15 protein-coding genes and 1 tRNA gene are annotated in these 16917 nt (G+C 60.0%); 8 read left to right on the top strand and 8 right to left on the bottom strand.

Annotated elements, in window-relative coordinates; translation table 11 throughout:
* Position 1: 1 nt before the first annotated feature.
* On the top strand, positions 2 to 1756 hold the full coding sequence (locus KW840_RS17855) for a murein L,D-transpeptidase (RefSeq protein WP_218496593.1): 1755 nt from the start codon (positions 2 to 4) through the stop codon (positions 1754 to 1756).
* 187 nt (positions 1757 to 1943) lie between these two features.
* Here KW840_RS17855 and KW840_RS17850 read toward each other — a convergent pair whose 3' ends face one another.
* Positions 1944 to 2411 carry a hypothetical protein gene (locus KW840_RS17850; protein WP_218496591.1) on the bottom strand — a complete coding sequence of 156 codons (468 nt, stop codon included), beginning with the start codon at positions 2409 to 2411 and terminating at the stop codon, positions 1944 to 1946.
* A gap of 243 nt (positions 2412 to 2654) precedes the next feature.
* Here KW840_RS17850 and KW840_RS17845 point away from each other — a divergent pair, with 243 nt between their 5' ends.
* Both KW840_RS17845 and KW840_RS17840 read left to right on the top strand, forming a co-directional pair.
* Positions 2655 to 4226 carry a GGDEF domain-containing protein gene (locus KW840_RS17845; RefSeq protein WP_218496583.1) on the top strand — a complete coding sequence of 524 codons (1572 nt, stop codon included), beginning with the start codon at positions 2655 to 2657 and terminating at the stop codon, positions 4224 to 4226.
* 112 nt (positions 4227 to 4338) lie between these two features.
* On the top strand, positions 4339 to 5745 hold the full coding sequence (locus KW840_RS17840) for a DUF1254 domain-containing protein (RefSeq protein WP_218496573.1): 1407 nt from the start codon (positions 4339 to 4341) through the stop codon (positions 5743 to 5745).
* Positions 5746 to 5780: 35 nt separating this feature from the next.
* On the opposite strand, the gene KW840_RS17835 is transcribed toward KW840_RS17840, so the two are convergent.
* Positions 5781 to 6107, bottom strand: coding sequence for a hypothetical protein (locus KW840_RS17835; RefSeq protein ID WP_218496572.1), 327 nt, complete (start codon positions 6105 to 6107; stop codon positions 5781 to 5783).
* A gap of 355 nt (positions 6108 to 6462) precedes the next feature.
* On the opposite strand from KW840_RS17835, the gene KW840_RS17830 reads away from it, so the two are divergent.
* Together KW840_RS17830 and KW840_RS17825 are read left to right on the top strand one after the other, a co-directional pair.
* Positions 6463 to 7257, top strand: coding sequence for an exodeoxyribonuclease III (locus tag KW840_RS17830; RefSeq protein ID WP_218496571.1), 795 nt, complete (start codon positions 6463 to 6465; stop codon positions 7255 to 7257).
* A gap of 114 nt (positions 7258 to 7371) precedes the next feature.
* Entirely contained in the window at positions 7372 to 8202 is an 831-nt protein-coding gene (locus KW840_RS17825) for an arylamine N-acetyltransferase (RefSeq protein ID WP_218496570.1), read from the top strand.
* A gap of 55 nt (positions 8203 to 8257) precedes the next feature.
* Here KW840_RS17825 and KW840_RS17820 read toward each other — a convergent pair whose 3' ends face one another.
* Together KW840_RS17820 and KW840_RS17815 are read right to left on the bottom strand one after the other, a co-directional pair.
* Positions 8258 to 8563: a BrnA antitoxin family protein gene (locus tag KW840_RS17820; RefSeq protein ID WP_090454198.1), complete on the bottom strand. Its 306-nt coding sequence runs from the start codon at positions 8561 to 8563 to the stop codon at positions 8258 to 8260.
* 3 nt (positions 8564 to 8566) lie between these two features.
* Positions 8567 to 8848, bottom strand: a complete 282-nt coding sequence (locus tag KW840_RS17815) for a BrnT family toxin (protein WP_057715593.1) — start codon at positions 8846 to 8848, stop codon at positions 8567 to 8569.
* A gap of 254 nt (positions 8849 to 9102) precedes the next feature.
* On the opposite strand from KW840_RS17815, the gene KW840_RS17810 reads away from it, so the two are divergent.
* Entirely contained in the window at positions 9103 to 10620 is a 1518-nt protein-coding gene (locus KW840_RS17810) for a nucleobase:cation symporter-2 family protein (protein WP_057715592.1), read from the top strand.
* Between the two features lie 134 nt (positions 10621 to 10754).
* Here KW840_RS17810 and KW840_RS17805 read toward each other — a convergent pair.
* Positions 10755 to 10830 (bottom strand) — tRNA-Asn (locus KW840_RS17805).
* Between the two features lie 227 nt (positions 10831 to 11057).
* Here KW840_RS17805 and KW840_RS17800 point away from each other — a divergent pair.
* Positions 11058 to 11288: a hypothetical protein gene (locus KW840_RS17800; RefSeq protein WP_057715591.1), complete on the top strand. Its 231-nt coding sequence runs from the start codon at positions 11058 to 11060 to the stop codon at positions 11286 to 11288.
* Here the strand turns inward: KW840_RS17800 and KW840_RS17795 are convergent.
* Positions 11285 to 11494: a hypothetical protein gene (locus tag KW840_RS17795; RefSeq protein WP_057715590.1), complete on the bottom strand. Its 210-nt coding sequence runs from the start codon at positions 11492 to 11494 to the stop codon at positions 11285 to 11287. The genes KW840_RS17800 and KW840_RS17795 overlap by 4 nt on opposite strands.
* Positions 11495 to 11745: 251 nt before the next feature.
* Positions 11746 to 12942, bottom strand: coding sequence for an amino acid aminotransferase (locus tag KW840_RS17790; RefSeq protein ID WP_057715589.1), 1197 nt, complete (start codon positions 12940 to 12942; stop codon positions 11746 to 11748).
* 336 nt (positions 12943 to 13278) lie between these two features.
* Here KW840_RS17790 and uvrB point away from each other — a divergent pair, with 336 nt between their 5' ends.
* Positions 13279 to 15294 (top strand): excinuclease ABC subunit UvrB, encoded by a 2016-nt coding sequence (uvrB, locus tag KW840_RS17785; RefSeq protein ID WP_057715588.1) that lies wholly within the window; start codon positions 13279 to 13281, stop codon positions 15292 to 15294.
* A 103-nt stretch (positions 15295 to 15397) separates the two neighbouring features.
* Here uvrB and KW840_RS17780 read toward each other — a convergent pair whose 3' ends face one another.
* A complete protein-coding gene (locus KW840_RS17780; RefSeq protein WP_218496865.1) occupies positions 15398 to 16888 on the bottom strand; it encodes an MDR family MFS transporter in 1491 nt (496 codons plus the stop codon).
* Positions 16889 to 16917 lie beyond the last annotated feature (29 nt).

Genomic DNA, 16917 nt, shown 5'->3' with positions numbered 1-16917 from the left:
CATGGTGCAGTTAACAAGGTCATTCGTCATAAGCCGCATATTTTTTATGGGCTTTCTGATCAGCGGTGCAGCGTTTGGGCAAGTTTCGCCGATTGAGCCGGTATCTGCGGCGAGCAGCACAATCGATGCCGCGGCGCCCGACGACGCGGTCGGCCAAGCGATTCAAGCGACCCTGGAACCGCTGCGATCGGCCTTTCCGCCGTTGCTCACGTCCAGGCGCCATCAGCGTGTGGATGTCAGTCGGGTGGTGCTGGATTTCTATATGCATCGCAACTATCGCGCCGCGTGGACGGATGATCGTGACGTGGCGCAATTACTCAAGAGCCTCGAAGCCACCCGGATCGACGGCCTGAATCCGGCGGATTTCCGCATCACCGAACTGGCTCAGGCCCATGAGTCGCTGGTGGCTGCCATGCCTTCCACGGCGCAACGGGCGATGTTCGATATGGCGGCGACCCGCACGTTCATCACCGCGCTGCTGCAACTGCGCCGGGGTAAAGTCGATCCGTCGCGGCTGGACATTCACTGGAATTTCGATCCTGCCGGCGGCAATGCCCACGAGGACATGAACAACCTGTTCGCCGCCCTCGATGCCCATGACGTTGCGCGTGCATTCGCCGATGCGCCTCCTCAGGAAGAGATTTACCGCAATTTGCGTGAAGGCCTGGCCCGGTTGCGCCAGGTCCATGATGCGGGCGGCTGGCCGAAAGTCACTGAAGGGCAATCGCTCAAGCCCGGCATGGACGGGGTGGCGGTGGCTCAATTGCGTGCGCGTCTGGTGGCGGGCGGTTACCTGGACGCGCACCTGTCGAAAAAAGCCGGTTACGACGACAAGGTCATTGCCGCGGTGAAGAAGTATCAGGCCGAGCAATACCTGGGGGCCGATGGCGTGGCGGGGGCGGTGACGTTGGCGGCGCTGAACGTGCCGGTCGAGGCGCGGATCGATCAGGTGCGGGTCAACATGGAGCGCGCCCGGTGGCTTTTGTACAAACTGCAGGGCACGTTTGTGATCGTCGATATCGCCGGATACAAGGTGGCGATGTACCGTGACGGTCTGCCGATCTGGCGTTCGCGAGTGCAAGTCGGCAAGCCGGTGCGCAGTACGCCGGTATTCCAGGCCGAAATCACCTACATCACGTTCAACCCGACCTGGACCGTGCCGCCGACCATCCTCAAGCAGGACGTGATTCCGAAAGTCCAGAACGATCCGGGTTATCTGGCGGCCAACCGGATTCGCGTGCTGGATCGCGAAGGCAATGTGCTCGATCCGTCGAGTGTTGACTGGAGCAACCCGCGAGGCATCCACCTGCGTCAGGATGCCGGCCCCGACAGTTCGCTGGGGCAGGTGGTGATCCGCTTCCCCAACGACTATGCGATTTACCTGCATGACACGCCGCACCGCGAGCTGTTTGCCAAGACAGTCCGGGCCACCAGTTCAGGCTGCATCCGCGTGGAAAACCCCTTGCAACTGGTCGAGCTGTTGTTTAACGACCCGGTACGCTGGAACAGCGCCGGGATTCAAAAACAGTTGGCCAATGGCAGGACCGAGAACATCCCGCTACCGGTGAAAGTGCCGGTGTTGTTGGCTTACTGGACCGTGGACCTGAGCAATGACGGGCGGGTGACGTTCAAGCCCGACATTTATGATTACGATGCCAGGGTGCTGCAGGGCTTGAGTCAGCCTACGAAATTGCCAGCTCTGGACTTGCGTCGCGCAGAGATACCGCTGGTGGTGACGGGGCAGAACAAGCAGTAACGAAAGACTGGAAACGGGCGCCGGAGCGTATTACTGATCACTTAACACACGAAACCTGTGGGAGCGAGCTTGCTCGCGATAGCGGACTGTCAGGCACCCCTTACGTGACTGTCCAACCGTCATCGCGAGCAAGCTCGCTCCCACAAGATTTGCGGTGTTCAAACACTTAACTGACTGGCATTAGCCCCTAAAGCGCCAACCCTTGTTGCACCACGACAAGCAGATCAGTTTCAGTCAGCGCCACTGCGTCCAGCTGTGTGGTGGCCTGCTCGATCGTTTGTAGCCACCAGTGTGTTTCACCGTGTTCGTCCACGGTGCGCAACAGGGCGAGTTCGTTGTCTGTTGTGTGGATCTCGACCCGCCCCTCACCGTCGGCGGTGAAGCGTGCAACCGGGTCAAAGGTAATGCTGTGCCCGTTGCCGGTGATCACCAACTGGTCGATGGCGTAGTCGCAAGCGTCGCCATCGGGGTGGCTCTCGAAGACGTGGGTGGGGTTGCGCCGCAGGATCAGGCCCGCTTCGGTCAAGGGTTGTAGCCAGGTCTCTATCCGTTGATACAGTTCGTAGACCTGGCCCGGCCAGCCATCGATCGCCTGATCCGCGCTGGCCAGCCGTGTCTGTTTCAATTTTGCGGCGAGTTCGTCTGCCTTGCTCATGTCGATTCCCTGTATTGAGGTTTGTCTAATCGTAGCTCGTTGACGCACAGCTAGCGCTTGCCCTGGGTCATGTTTGCAGCGCAGGCAGGGTGCGGACATTGTGTCCGGGCAGCACCGACGGGCGGTTTGATACCGCTGGGCAAGTGGCCACCCATTTGTCCTGGATAACCCCGTAAACTACGCCACCCGAAGACTGAGGGCTTTGGGTCGTTGCCCATGCCTTGCCCCCGACAGGATGAACTTTTGCCCACGCGCTTTAACGACCCGGACCACGCCCCTGGCATCGCATTGAAACGCATACCGCTGCGCAAGGCCGCGGTATTGTTCATTGCCACGGTGTGCCTGTGTCTGTGCGGTTTGCTCTACCTGCAACTGGAACAGTCCCGTCGCCACGACCTGAGCCTGGCGCAAGTGGCGTCTTCGAACCTGACGCGGGCCATGGCGCAGCAAGCCGAAGACACCTTCATGAAGGCCGACCTGGTGTTGACCAGTCTGGTGGACTGGATTCAGGTCGACGGGTTCGGTCCGGACCAACGGCCACGCTTGCAGCAGACCTTCGCTCGGCGCGTGCTGGCGCTGGATCAGTTGCACGGCATCCTGCTGTTCGACGAGAAGGGCCAGTGGGTGGTGACCTCGTTTGAAAATCTGCCTCGGGGGCCCGGCGTCGCCGATCGCGAGTACTTCAAGTATCACCAGCAGAACGTATCGTCGGTGGCGCATATCGGCCCAGCCATTCGCAGTCGGGAAAACGGTGAGTGGATCATTCCGGTTTCCAAACGGGTTAACGACAAGAGCGGCCGTTTCCAAGGCGTATTGCTGGCCGGGATCAAGATGTCGTACTTCGACCAGTTCTTCAAAAGCTTCAGCCTCGACGACAACGGCTCGATGTTTCTCGGCCTGACCGATGGCACGCTGTTGGCGCGTCGACCTTTTGTGGAGGCGCAGATTGGCACGTCGCTGGCCCAGAGCGAGATTTTCCAGAAGTCCCTGCCATTGGCCAGCTCCGGCAATGCGATGTTCACATCCATCATCGATGGTGTGACACGCCTTTACGGTTACCGACAGCTGGAGGCGTATCCGCTGGTGGTCACGGCGGCGTCGTCCACGGAATCCATTCTCGCGGGCTGGTACGACACGGCGTTTCGCTCCAGTCTCATTGTTGCCCTGGTATTGCTGGGCGTGGGGCTGTTCGGGTGGGTGTTCCTGCATCAGGTGCGTGTTGGCGAGCGGGTCGAGTCGGATTTGCGCAGGGCACAGCAAGCGCTGGAGCTGATCGCCACCCACGACAGCCTGACCGGATTGGCCAACCGCCGATTGTTCGAGCGGGCGCTGGACGTCGAGTTCGGGCGCGGCGCCCGGCAGGCGAGCCCTTTGAGCCTGATCATGCTCGATATCGATTACTTCAAGCGCTACAACGACACCTACGGCCACGTGGTGGGGGATCACTGTCTGGCCGAAGTGGCACGCGCGCTGAAGAGTTGCTGCCACCGCAAGGCCGATCTGGCGGTGCGTTACGGCGGCGAAGAGTTTGCGGTGCTGCTGCCGGACACCGACATCCACGGCGCCATGACGATTGCCGAGCAGATCCGCCGCAGCGTCATCGACAAGAACATCAGCCACACCGGCTCGCCCAATGGCTACGTGACGGTGAGTCTTGGTTGCTATTCGTTCGTGCCGTCGGGGCGTGACAGCATGGATGTGTTTGTCGAGCGGGCGGATGCGGCGTTGTATCAGGCCAAGCATTCGGGGAGAAACCGCGTGGCAACGTTGTCGATGGCCGGTGGCGTCGAGGCGTTGATGCGCTCCGACCGTTGAGGTGCTGTTGCTGCCGGTGGTCTGTCTCCCTGGTCTGGCGGAATTGATCGTCTAGAGTTCCGATTGTTCTGTCGATCCCGGCAGACATCCACTCGCATGGACGATCGCCAACATGTTGATACCTCAAACGTTGACAGCCGTTGCTTTGACCGTCGCAGCCACTGCCATCTTTCCGCTGGCCAGCCACGCGCAATCGAAAATCACCGCCGAAGAAGCTCACTCGATCGGCGTGGATGCCTACATCTATTTTTACCCGCTGCTGAGCATGGACGTCACTCGCAAGCAGTTCACCAACATCGAGCCGGGCAAGGAGTTCGGTAAAGGCCCGATGAACATGTTTGTGAGTGTGCCGCAGTACCCGCCTGCCGATTTCAGAGGGGTGGTGCGCTCTAATTTCGACACGTTGTATTCGATTGCCTGGCTGGACTTGACCAAGGAACCGCTGGTGATCGCCGCGCCCGATACCGATGGGCGTTTCTACCTGTTACCGATGCTGGATATGTGGACCGACGTATTCGCTTCGCCGGGCTGGCGCACCACGGGCACTGAGGCCGGGCAATTTCTGGTGACGCCGCCGGGATGGACCGGGACGGTGCCCGCCGGGATGAGCCACCTGCCGGCGCCAACTCCGTTTGTCTGGGTCATCGGCCGTACCAAGACTGATGGCGCGGCGGATTACGCGGCGGTGCACAAGATCCAGGCCGGTTACACGGTTACGCCGTTGTCCCGGTTCGGCAAGGAGCCTGAAGCCGTCACCGTGAAGGTCGACCCGGCGGTGGACATGAAAACGCCACCGAAGATTCAGGTCGATTCCATGTCGGCTGCCAACTACTTCACTTACGCTGCCGAACTGCTGAAAGTGAATCCGCCGCACAGCACCGACCAGCCCATGCTGGCGCAGATCAAACGGATCGGCATCGAACCCGGCAAGTCGTTCGACATGGACACGCTGGATCCGCAAATCCAGGCCGCGCTGCAAAGCGTGCCCCAGGATGCGCAGGCCTTGATGACCTGGAAAGTGCCGACCCTGGCGCGGGAGGTCAATGGCTGGTCGATGAACACTGACACCATGGGCGTCTACGGCAACTACTACCTCAAGCGCGCCATCGTTACGCAGGTGGGGCTCGGTGCCAACCTGCCCGAGGACGCGATTTATCCGTTGAACATCGGCGACAGCAACGGCAAGCCGCTCGAGGGCGCAAACAAGTATGTGCTGCATTTCAACAAGGGCGAGGCGCCGCCAGTGAATGCCTTCTGGTCGATCACCCTGTATGACCCGGAAGGGTTCCAGGTCGCCAACTCACTCAATCGTTTTGCGGTCAGTAGCTGGATGCCGTTCAAGAACAACGCCGATGGCTCGCTGGATCTCTACTTCCAGAACGAAAGCCCTGGCAAGGATCTGGAGGCCAACTGGCTACCGGCACCCAAAGGGCCGTTCAACCTGACCATGCGTCTGTACGGCCCGAAAGCCGAGGCGCTGAATGGCAAGTGGAACCCGCCAGCGGTCAAGCCGATGTAGGCCTCAGGTCACAAAAAGCGGCCAATGACGGCATGTCATTGGCGGCTTTTGCCTGTCCAGCTACCTGTTCCGCCGCCAGCACCGCCGGTTCCGCCACCGGGCGCACCGGTGCCGCCGCCCGCGCCACTGCCCGGGCCATTGACGCCGGTGCTGCCGCTTGACGAGCCGGGGGTTTGTCCGCGCCCGTTATTACTCGAGGGATCGCTGGGCCTGTTGTTGTCTGGCAGCAGAGTTGAATTGCGGGTTGCGCCGGGTGCCGTACCGGTCGCGCCAGGACCATCGCCGGACGCCGCAAACGTGGCCAGGGACGTCGCCGACAACCATCCGGCCATGAGCAGCGAAGTCATTTTTATGTTCATCATGGTCGTCTCCCGGGATGAGTCGTTACCTGATGTTAGTGTGAAGGGTCACGCGGTTGGTGCCGCCCCGGTTGACGAATGGCACGGGGCCTTAGGGCGCCACCGATCCATGGCCAAACGAGAACCCTGTGGGAGCGGGCTTGCCCGCGAAAGCGACAGGTCAGGCAAATGGTTGGCCACTGATACGACGCCATCGCGAGCAAGCTCGCTCCCACACAGCTCTCAGCGTCAGCAAGGCCTATGATCGACCAGCTTGCGCTCAAGGTGCTACCGCCCCCCCCCCCCGGGACCGCTGACGCAACCTGCGAAACCTGCTGGTGTCACACGTCAGGCACCTCGTCATCAGGAGTGTCCGTTCATGAAAAAGTTGCGGATCGCCACGTTCAACGTCAATGGCCTGCGCGCACGCCTGCCGAATCTGTTGGCCTGGCTTGAGCGGGAAAAACCGGATATCGCCTGCCTGCAGGAATTGAAGGCAGTGGACAGCGCATTCCCGGCGGCTGAGCTTGAAGCGGCCGGCTACGGTGCCATTTGGCAGGGTCAGGCGTCCTGGAACGGCGTGGCGATCCTGGCGCGGGATGCGCAGCCGCTGGAAAGCCGACGCGGGTTGCCCGGCGATGACAGCGACAACCATAGTCGGTATCTGGAAGCCGCTGTCCACGGAGTTCTGGTGGGTTGCCTGTATTTGCCCAACGGCAACCCGCAACCGGGGCCGAAATTCGATTACAAGCTGGCGTGGTTCGAACGGCTTATCCGTTACGCGCAGACGCTTGAAGGAAGCGAACATCCGGTGGTGCTGGCGGGGGACTACAACGTGGTGCCCACCGACCTGGACATCTACAACCCGCGCTCCTGGCTCAAGGACGCCTTGCTGCAACCGGAAAGTCGCGAGTGCTACCAACGGTTGCTGGACCAGGGCTGGACCGATTCATTGCGGCACTTGCATCCACGGGATCGGCTCTACACGTTCTGGGATTATTTCCGTCAGCACTGGCAGAAAAACTCGGGGCTGCGCATTGACCATCTGCTGCTCAACCCGGCCCTGAGTCCGTATCTGCAAGACGCCGGGGTGGATGCGTGGGTGCGCAACGAGCCCCATGCCAGCGACCACGCGCCCACCTGGATTCAATTGGGCTCGCACAAGCGGCGTTGAGTTTTTTCATGCCGGGTGATTGGCTAAATCAATTGTCGGCGGCAGTGCTTGATCCCGTATACATAGCGGCCACTGGCGGAGCAATCCGCCGCTTGCGTGCAAAAGGACTGAACGATGAGCGAGCCACGCCTGACCGACCGTGATTTGTATCTGCAACGCCTGGGCTTCGATGCACCTCCAGCACCGACCCTGGAAACCTTGCGCCAGCTGCAACTGCGCCATACCGGCGTTTTCCCGTTTGAAAACCTCACCACATTATCCGGCGAGCCGGTGCTGATCGACTTGCCGTCCATAGAGCAGAAGGTCTTGCACGATGGTCGTGGCGGTTACTGCTACGAACTCAACAACCTGTTCCTGGCCTTGCTACAGGAATTGGGTTTCGACGCCCGTGCCATCAGCGGCCGGGTGGTGATGGGTCAGCCGGAGGGCTCCTGGACTGCCCGGACCCACCGCCTGAGCCTGGTCATCATCGATGACGTGCGCTACATCACCGACGTCGGCTTCGGCGGCATGGTACCGACCGCGCCCCTGTTGCTTGATACCCGCGCCGAACAACCCACCCCGCACGAGTCGTATCGCATCGATCTGCACGTCGACGGCTTTACCCTGCGCGCCAACGTTGCGGGTGAATGGCGAGCGATGTACATCTTCGACCTGCAACGCCAGGAAGATATCGATTTTGCTGTGGGCAACTGGTACGTCTCGACCCACCCCGAGTCGTCTTTCGTCAAGCAGTTGATGGTGGCGCGCACCGGGGAGGGGTGGCGACGCACGCTCAACAATGGCAGCTTCGCGATTCACCGGATTGGCCATGACAGCGAGCGGCGGGAGGTGACGGATGTTCAGGAACTGATTGGCCTGCTGGGCAGCGAGTTCGGCATTCGCGTACCGGAACAGGCGCAATTGGCACGGACTCTGAAACGATTGATCGCAGCACCGCAGTAACAGGCTGATCCTGGACATCGCACAGAGCTGAGCCGATTGATCGGCCCTTTGTGTTTCAGGGCCGAACACCCGGCTCCATCACCCGTTGGATTTCGCGCAAGGCCTCTGCCAGTTTCTGCTCCAGCCCCTTGAGTTCGGCAGGGGTGAGGGTTTGTTTCAGGTGTGCGCTCTTGCCTTCGTTGAGCAGGGCTCGGCGCAAGGTATTGTTGATCACCGTCTGGTAGCCGTACCCCTCGTGTTCTGCCAGTGCGCGGGCCGCTTCGATGACTGCATCATCGAGCATGATGGTAATGCGGGTCTTGCCTTTGGCAGGCGCCACGGCCCCCCGCCTGGCGTTACTGAAATCGTATTCGTCTTTCATCGGTCATGCCTCCAGGTACTGACGACGCTCGCTTTTGGTGGCGATGCGCGCGGAAATGATTCGAACGAAATTCGGATCACGGTGGGTGTACACGACAACCAGCAACCGGCCTTTGGCGTCCAGCCCCAGGGTGATCCAGCGTTGTTCATCATGGTGGTTGTCCTCGATGGTCAGCGCTCGCTCGTCATGGAATACCGGTTCAGTCTCTGCGAGGCTGATGCCTTGGTGCTTGAGTTTGTTGGCTGCGTTCTTGGCCTTGTGGAACTGAATTTCGAATGACTTCATTATGCATACTTTATATGTATGTAGAAGAGGCGGGCCTTACCGATGGTCGCCAGGAATTCAAAAGACTAGTCAGCACGCGGGTGCGGGCAGCGAGGGATGTATTTCAAGGTTTTTGGTGGGGCCAGGAGGGTGGGCGTCAGGCGGAAATGGACAAGTATCCATTTTGTGACTGACAAGTTGTATACAACTCTATAGACATTTGTCCTATGTCTTGCATACAGTGTGCGCATAACAAAAACCAGGGAACCCCCTCCATGAAAACGCCCCATGTTTCACACCAACGACCCGAGGACGAAAATCTTGGGATCGGCGCGAATATGGCTTATGGCCTGCAACATGTTCTGACCATGTATGGCGGTATCGTCGCGGTGCCATTGATCATCGGCCAGGCGGCCGGGCTCTCGCCGGCGGACATCGGTTTGTTGATTGCTGCTTCATTGTTTGCGGGGGGGCTGGCAACACTGCTGCAAACCCTGGGTTTACCGTTTTTTGGTTGTCAATTGCCGCTGGTGCAGGGCGTATCCTTCTCCGGCGTCGCGACCATGGTGGCGATTGTCAGCAGTGGCGGGGAGGGCGGGTTTCAATCGGTGCTGGGGGCGGTGATAGCGGCGTCCCTGATCGGGTTACTGATAACCCCGGTGTTCTCGCGTATCACCAAGTTTTTCCCGCCGCTGGTGACCGGCATCGTGATTACCACCATCGGCCTGACGCTGATGCCGGTAGCCGCGCGCTGGGCAATGGGCGGCAACAGCCATGCGCCGGACTTCGGCAGCATGGCGAACATCGGTCTGGCGGCGGTAACGCTGGTGCTGGTGCTGTTTCTGAGCAAAATCGGCAGTGCGACCATCTCCCGCCTGTCGATTCTGTTGGCCATGGTCATTGGTACGGTGATCGCGGTGTTCCTTGGCATGGCGGATTTCTCGTCCGTAACCCAGGGCCCGATGTTCGGCTTCCCGACGCCGTTCCACTTCGGCATGCCGACCTTTCACTTTGCTGCGATCCTGTCGATGTGCATCGTGGTGATGGTGACGCTGGTGGAGACCTCGGCGGACATTCTGGCCGTCGGCGAGATCATCGGCACCAAGGTTGACTCCAAGCGCCTGGGCAACGGTCTGCGCGCCGACATGCTGTCGAGCATGTTCGCGCCGATCTTCGGTTCCTTCACCCAGAGCGCCTTCGCCCAGAACGTCGGTCTGGTGGCGGTCACCGGCATCAAGAGCCGCTACGTGGTGGCCACCGGCGGTCTGTTCCTGGTGATCCTCGGTCTGCTGCCCTTCATGGGCCGGGTCATCGCCGCCGTACCGACCTCCGTATTGGGTGGCGCTGGCATCGTGCTGTTCGGTACCGTCGCGGCCAGCGGCATTCGGACCTTGTCCAAGGTCGACTACCGCAACAACGTCAACCTGATCATCGTCGCGACCTCGATTGGCTTCGGCATGATCCCGATCGCGGCACCTAGCTTCTACGATCACTTCCCGAGCTGGTTCGCGACCATTTTCCATTCGGGCATCAGTTCTTCGGCAATCATGGCCATCGTGCTGAACCTGACCTTCAACCATCTGACTGCCGGTAACTCCGACCAGCAATCGGTGTTTGCGGCCGGTACCGAGCGGGTGCTGCGTTATCAGGATCTGGCGGCGTTGCGTGAAGGGGACTACTTCAGCGACGGTAAACTGCACGATTGCGACGGCAAGGAGATTCCGGTGCTGGAATCGGAACACGGCGTGGCGGAACCACGGGCGGTCCACACGAAAAGCAGTGAGCATGTCTGACGTTCACGGCAACTGAAAAAAGCCGATCTGTCGAATAGACAGATCGGCTTTTTGCTTTTCAGGCGTTGGCTTTTCAATCGACCACAAAAAAGCCCCTGGATCTTTCGATTCAGGGGCTTTTCGATGTTGCTGTCTGGCTCCACGACCTGGACTCGAACCAGGGACCCAGTGATTAACAGTCACTTGCTCTACCAACTGAGCTATCGCGGAATGGCGCGTATCTTACTGATTCAAAAAGAGAAGTCAAGCACCGAATAACAATTTGAGCGAATCATCGGGACGGGCGGTGGTTTAGCGGCGATTGGCGGTTACCAGGATCGCCCCAGAGGTCTACCATGGCTGCCCGGAAGTGGTGACACGCGCTGCCGGCCATTCGCCGAAAAGGTACGCGCCATGAATCATTTGACCCTCACACCTCGACACCACGGGGTGCACCCATGAGCATCTCTCTGATCAGCCTGCCCAAAGGTGTCGGCCCTCACGCCGAAAAGTTGTTCGACGCCATCACTCAGGCCGGCACCGCTGAAGCATTGAACCGTGCTGGCGGCAAGGCTGAAGGTTTTGTCCTGGGCCTGGAAAGCACTAAAGCGATCAAGAGCCAGGTCGCTGAATCGCTGTATGTCGCCTACGACGACGCTGCCAGCCAGCGCGCGACCGAACTGGCTTAACCGCCGAAGGTAATCGTGCCAAGCATCAGTTTGGCGTAGAGCGCCGTGGCACCCAATTGCACCAGCCACAGGGCCAGGCCGCCGAGAAACACACCGGCGGCCACTTGCATCACCAGGTTGTTGCCGCGTTTTGCCGGGGCGCGTGGGGTGAAGTGATCCAGGTCATCCAGGTCATCGCGGTCGGCGCGCAGGTCGTCGTTTTTCATATGGGTTCTCGCAGAAATTCCAGGGTGTATTCAAACCTGTGGGAGCGAGCTTGCTCGCGATGAGGGCATCACATTCAACATTGATGTTGGCAGGACAATCGCTATCGTCGGAACGCCGCCCGGAGCAAGCTCGCTCCCACAGTGGATGGTTGTGTGCAGTTTAGAGGGCTCGCTCTAGTTGCCGAAAATTATCTGTGACAAATAAAAAACGGGAAGCACCATGGCTTCCCGTTTTTCATTTCAAGGTGTCATCAGATGACTTGGACGATAGCGTCCGTCACAACCTTGATGTTGCTCTGGTTCAACGCGGCCACGCAGATGCGGCCGGTGTCCAGGGCGTAGATGCCGAACTCGTTGCGCAGGCGGTGAACTTGCTCAACCGTCAGGCCGGAGTAGGAGAACATGCCGCACTGACGACCGACGAAGCTGAAATCGCGCTGAGGCGCTTTTTGTGCCAGCAGGTCGACCATCTGGGTACGCATGCCACGAATGCGCAGGCGCATTTCGGCCAGTTCGGCTTCCCACTGGGCGCGCAGTTCCGGGCTGTTCAGCACTGCAGCGACAACGCTGGCACCGTGGGTCGGCGGGTTGGAGTAGTTGGTGCGGATCACGCGTTTGACTTGCGACAACACGCGCGCGCTTTCTTCTTTCGATTCGCTGACGATCGACAGGGCACCCACGCGCTCGCCGTACAGCGAGAACGACTTGGAGAAGGAGCTGGAGGCGAAGAAAGTCAGGCCCGACTCGGCAAACAGGCGTACGGCAGCGGCGTCTTCGTCGATGCCATCGCCGAAGCCCTGGTAGGCCATGTCGAGGAACGGCACGTGGCCTTTGGCTTTAACCACGTCCAGGACGTTTTTCCAGTCCGCCGGGCTCAGGTCCACGCCGGTCGGGTTGTGGCAGCAGGCGTGCAGCACAATGATCGAGCCGTTTGGCAGCGCGTTCAGGTCTTCCAGCATGCCGGTACGGTTCACGTCGTGGGTCGCGGCGTCGTAGTAACGGTAGTTCTGCACCGGGAAACCGGCGGTTTCGAACAGTGCGCGGTGGTTTTCCCAGCTCGGGTCGCTGATCGCCACAACGGCGTTCGGCAGCAGTTGCTTGAGGAAGTCGGCACCGATTTTCAGTGCGCCAGTACCGCCAACGGCCTGGGTGGTGATTACACGGCCAGCAGCGATCAGCGGCGAGTCATTGCCGAACAGCAGCTTTTGCACGGCCTGGTCGTAGGCGGCGATGCCGTCGATTGGCAGGTAGCCACGGGAAACGTGTTGAGCGGCGCGAATGGTTTCGGCTTCGACAACGGCGCGCAGGAGTGGAATTCGCCCCTCCTCGTTGCAGTAAACACCGACCCCCAGGTTGACTTTGTTGGTCCGGGTATCGGCGTTGAATGCTTCGTTGAGGCCCAGGATTGGATCGCGTGGTGCCATTTCGACAGCGGAGAACAGGCTCATTATTGCGGCGGCTCTGAATGGAGAGTGGAGGGACGTGTCGCGCTCCAGCCGAATGCACTAGAGCGGTGCACAAACGGGGAGCTAGTATAGAGGCCATCCGCGATCAATGGCGACAGGCTATTCGGCTTTTAAGGTAAGTTTTTCCGATTATTTTGCGACCGTTAGTCGAAAGGCGTCGGCAATGGTTTTGCGCGATGTAGGACGTTTGCCTTGAAAGCGCTGGCAATCGGCTCCACATTGAGCACAATCCAGTTTTTTCTTCGGGCGACATCGGTCGTTTGCGGTCTTTCTCGTTCGTGCCGGTTTTGCCGGCAAGCGTGATTCCAGAGGTATTTCATGTCTGAATTCCAGCTAGTCACCCGTTTCGAGCCCGCCGGCGATCAGCCGGAAGCCATCCGCCTGATGGTCGAGGGCATCGAAGCCGGGCTGGCGCACCAGACGCTGCTCGGTGTGACCGGCTCGGGCAAGACGTTCAGCATCGCCAATGTGATCGCCCAGGTGCAGCGCCCGACCCTGGTGCTGGCGCCGAACAAGACCCTGGCGGCGCAGTTGTACGGAGAGTTCAAGGCGTTCTTCCCGAACAACGCGGTGGAGTATTTCGTTTCCTACTACGACTACTACCAGCCGGAAGCCTACGTGCCGTCCTCGGACACCTTCATCGAGAAGGATGCGTCGATCAACGACCACATCGAGCAGATGCGTTTGTCGGCGACCAAGGCATTGCTCGAGCGCAAGGACGCGATCATCGTCACGACGGTGTCGTGCATCTACGGTCTGGGCAGCCCGGAAACCTATTTGAAGATGGTGTTGCACGTGGATCGCGGCGACCGGCTCGACCAGCGCGAATTGCTGCGACGCCTGGCTGACCTGCAATACACCCGCAATGACATGGATTTTGCCCGTGCGACCTTCCGCGTGCGTGGCGATGTGATCGATATCCACCCGGCGGAATCCGACTTCGAGGCGATCCGCATCGAGCTGTTCGACGATGAAGTGGAAAGCCTGTCGGCGTTCGATCCGCTCACCGGCGAAGTCATTCGCAAACTGCCGCGCTTCACCTTCTACCCGAAGAGCCACTACGTGACGCCACGGGAAACCCTGATGGGCGCGGTCGAGGGCATCAAGGTCGAGTTGCAGGAGCGCCTGGAATACCTGCGCTCCAACAACAAACTGGTGGAAGCCCAGCGCCTGGAGCAGCGTACCCGTTTCGACCTGGAGATGATCCTCGAGCTGGGTTACTGCAACGGCATCGAAAACTACTCGCGCTATCTGTCCGGCCGCGAAGCCGGCGCGGCACCACCCACCCTTTACGATTACCTGCCTGCCGATGCCTTGCTGGTGATCGACGAATCCCATGTCAGCGTTCCGCAGGTCGGTGCGATGTACAAAGGCGACCGTTCGCGTAAAGAGACGCTGGTGGAATACGGTTTCCGCTTGCCTTCAGCGCTGGATAACCGGCCGATGCGTTTCGATGAATGGGAAAGCATCAGCCCGCAGACGATTTTCGTCTCGGCGACCCCGGGCAACTACGAAGCCGAACACGCTGGCCGCGTCATTGACATGGTGGTGCGCCCGACCGGGCTGGTGGACCCACAAATCGAGATTCGCCCGGCACTGACCCAAGTCGACGACTTGCTGTCGGAAATCACCAAGCGCGTCGCTCTGGAAGAGCGAGTGCTGGTCACGACGCTGACCAAGCGCATGGCCGAAGACTTGACTGACTATTTGGCCGATCATGGCGTGCGCGTGCGCTATTTGCACTCGGACATCGACACCGTGGAGCGGGTCGAGATCATCCGTGATCTGCGCCTGGGTACTTTCGATGTGCTGGTGGGGATCAACCTGCTGCGCGAAGGCCTGGATATGCCGGAAGTGTCGCTGGTGGCGATCCTTGATGCCGACAAGGAAGGTTTCCTGCGTTCCGAGCGCTCACTGATCCAGACCATCGGGCGTGCGGCACGTAACCTCAATGGCCGGGCGATTCTGTATGCCGACCGGATTACCGGTTCCATGGAGCGCGCGATCGGCGAAACCGAGCGTCGTCGCGACAAGCAGATCGCCTTCAACCTGGCCAACGGCATCACCCCCAAAGGTGTGTTCAAGGACGTCGCCGACATCATGGAAGGCGCCACCGTGCCGGGTTCGCGCAGCAAGAAGCGCAAGGGCATGGCCAAGGCGGCGGAAGAGAACGCCAAATACGAAGCGGAATTGCGTTCGCCGGGCGAGATCGCCAAGCGTATCAAGGCCCTGGAAGAGAAGATGTATGCGTTGGCGCGCGATCTGGAGTTTGAAGCGGCGGCGCAGATGCGTGATGAGATTGGCAAGTTGCGCGAGCGGTTGATTACTGTTTGATTTGTAGTGTCTGAACTGGCCTCATCGCGAGCAAGGTTCGGTGTGATCCCTGTGGGAGCGAGCTTGCTCGCGATGAGGCCGGTCAGGGCGCTGCAAGTATCAATTAGTGTGCTTCCCCAGCCTTCAACCCCTCCGGCAACTTTTTGGTCAGCAACACCGCCACCATGCTGATCCCCAACGCAATCCCGACAAAATGAAACGCATCGTTGTAGGCCATGATCGACGCCTGCTGGTGGGCGATTTCGCTGAGTTTGCCCAGGGCTGCCGTTTCATTGCCCAGCCGGTCAGCCAGTGAGGCGATCCGTTCAGCGACCTGCGGATTACTCGGCACGATGGATTCACGCAGGTAATCAAAGTAAACCTTGGTCCGCGCATCCAGCAGCGTGGCGAGCAGGGCGATGCCGATGGCGCCGCCGAGGTTGCGCAGGATGTTGAACAGGCTCGAGGCCGATCCCGCATCCTGGGGCAGGATGTAGGCGGTGGCGATCAGCGAGATGGTGACCATGATCAGTGGTTGGCCCAGGGCGCGGATGATCTGGATCTGGTTGAACTGCGGTCCGGCAAAGTCCGGGTTCAACACGCCCGAAGAGAAACTCGCCAACCCGAATAGCCCGAAGCCCAGTGTGCACAGCCATTTGGGCGAGACGTATTTCATCAACTTGGGCACCAGCGGAATCAGAAACAGCTGCGGCACGCCCATCCACATGATCACTTCGCCGATCTGCAGGGCGTTGTAGTTCTGGATCTGCGCCAGGTACAGCGGCAACAGGTAGATCGAGCCGTACAGCCCGACCCCCATCCCGACACTGGAAATGCTTGATAAGCCAAAGTTGCGATTGCGCAGGATGCCGAGGTTGATCAGCGGGTTGGGTTTGGAGGTCTGCACGATCACAAAGCTGATCAGGCTGACCAGTGCGATGCTGCCCAGGGTTACGATCAGGCTCGATTCCAGCCAGTCCTTGCGATGCCCTTCCTCCAGAAACACCTGCAAGCAACCGAGCCCGACGCCGAGGGGGAGAATGCCGGCGTAGTCGGTGCTTTTCAGCAATTCCCAGTGGGCTTCTTTCTTCTCCAGGCCGTACATCAGGCCGGCGATCATGATCAGGCCGGGCGGGATGTTGATGTAGAAAATGTATTCCCAGCCCCAGTTTTCCGTCAGCCAGCCGCCGAGGGTCGGGCCGATGGAGGGCGCGAAGGTGGCGGTCATGGCGAACATGGCCATGCCTTTGGCGCGGTGGTGTTCCGGGAGCTTGATCAGGGTCAGGGTGAACGCCAGCGGAATCAGCGCGCCACCGGTAAAGCCTTGCAGGGCGCGGAACACGATCATGCTTTCCAGGCTCCACGCCATGGAGCAGAGCAGGGACGCGACCAGGAATCCGAGGGACACCCACACCGCCAGGCGCCGGGCTGACAGCAGCTGCACGAGCCAGGCCGTGAGCGGGATCATGATGATTTCCGCCACCAGGTACGAGGTGGAAATCCACGAACCTTCTTCCAGGGTCGCCGACAGTGCACCCTGGATGTCCTTGAGCGAGGAGTTGGTGATCTGGATGTCCAGCACCGCCATGAACGCACCGAGCATCACGCTCATCACCGCAATCCAGTCCCGCCGGGTCGGTTCGC

The organism is Pseudomonas sp. PDM30 (assembly GCF_019218985.1).
Lineage (GTDB): Bacteria > Pseudomonadota > Gammaproteobacteria > Pseudomonadales > Pseudomonadaceae > Aquipseudomonas > Aquipseudomonas jessenii.
This window is presented reverse-complemented; position numbering and strand designations above follow the sequence as displayed.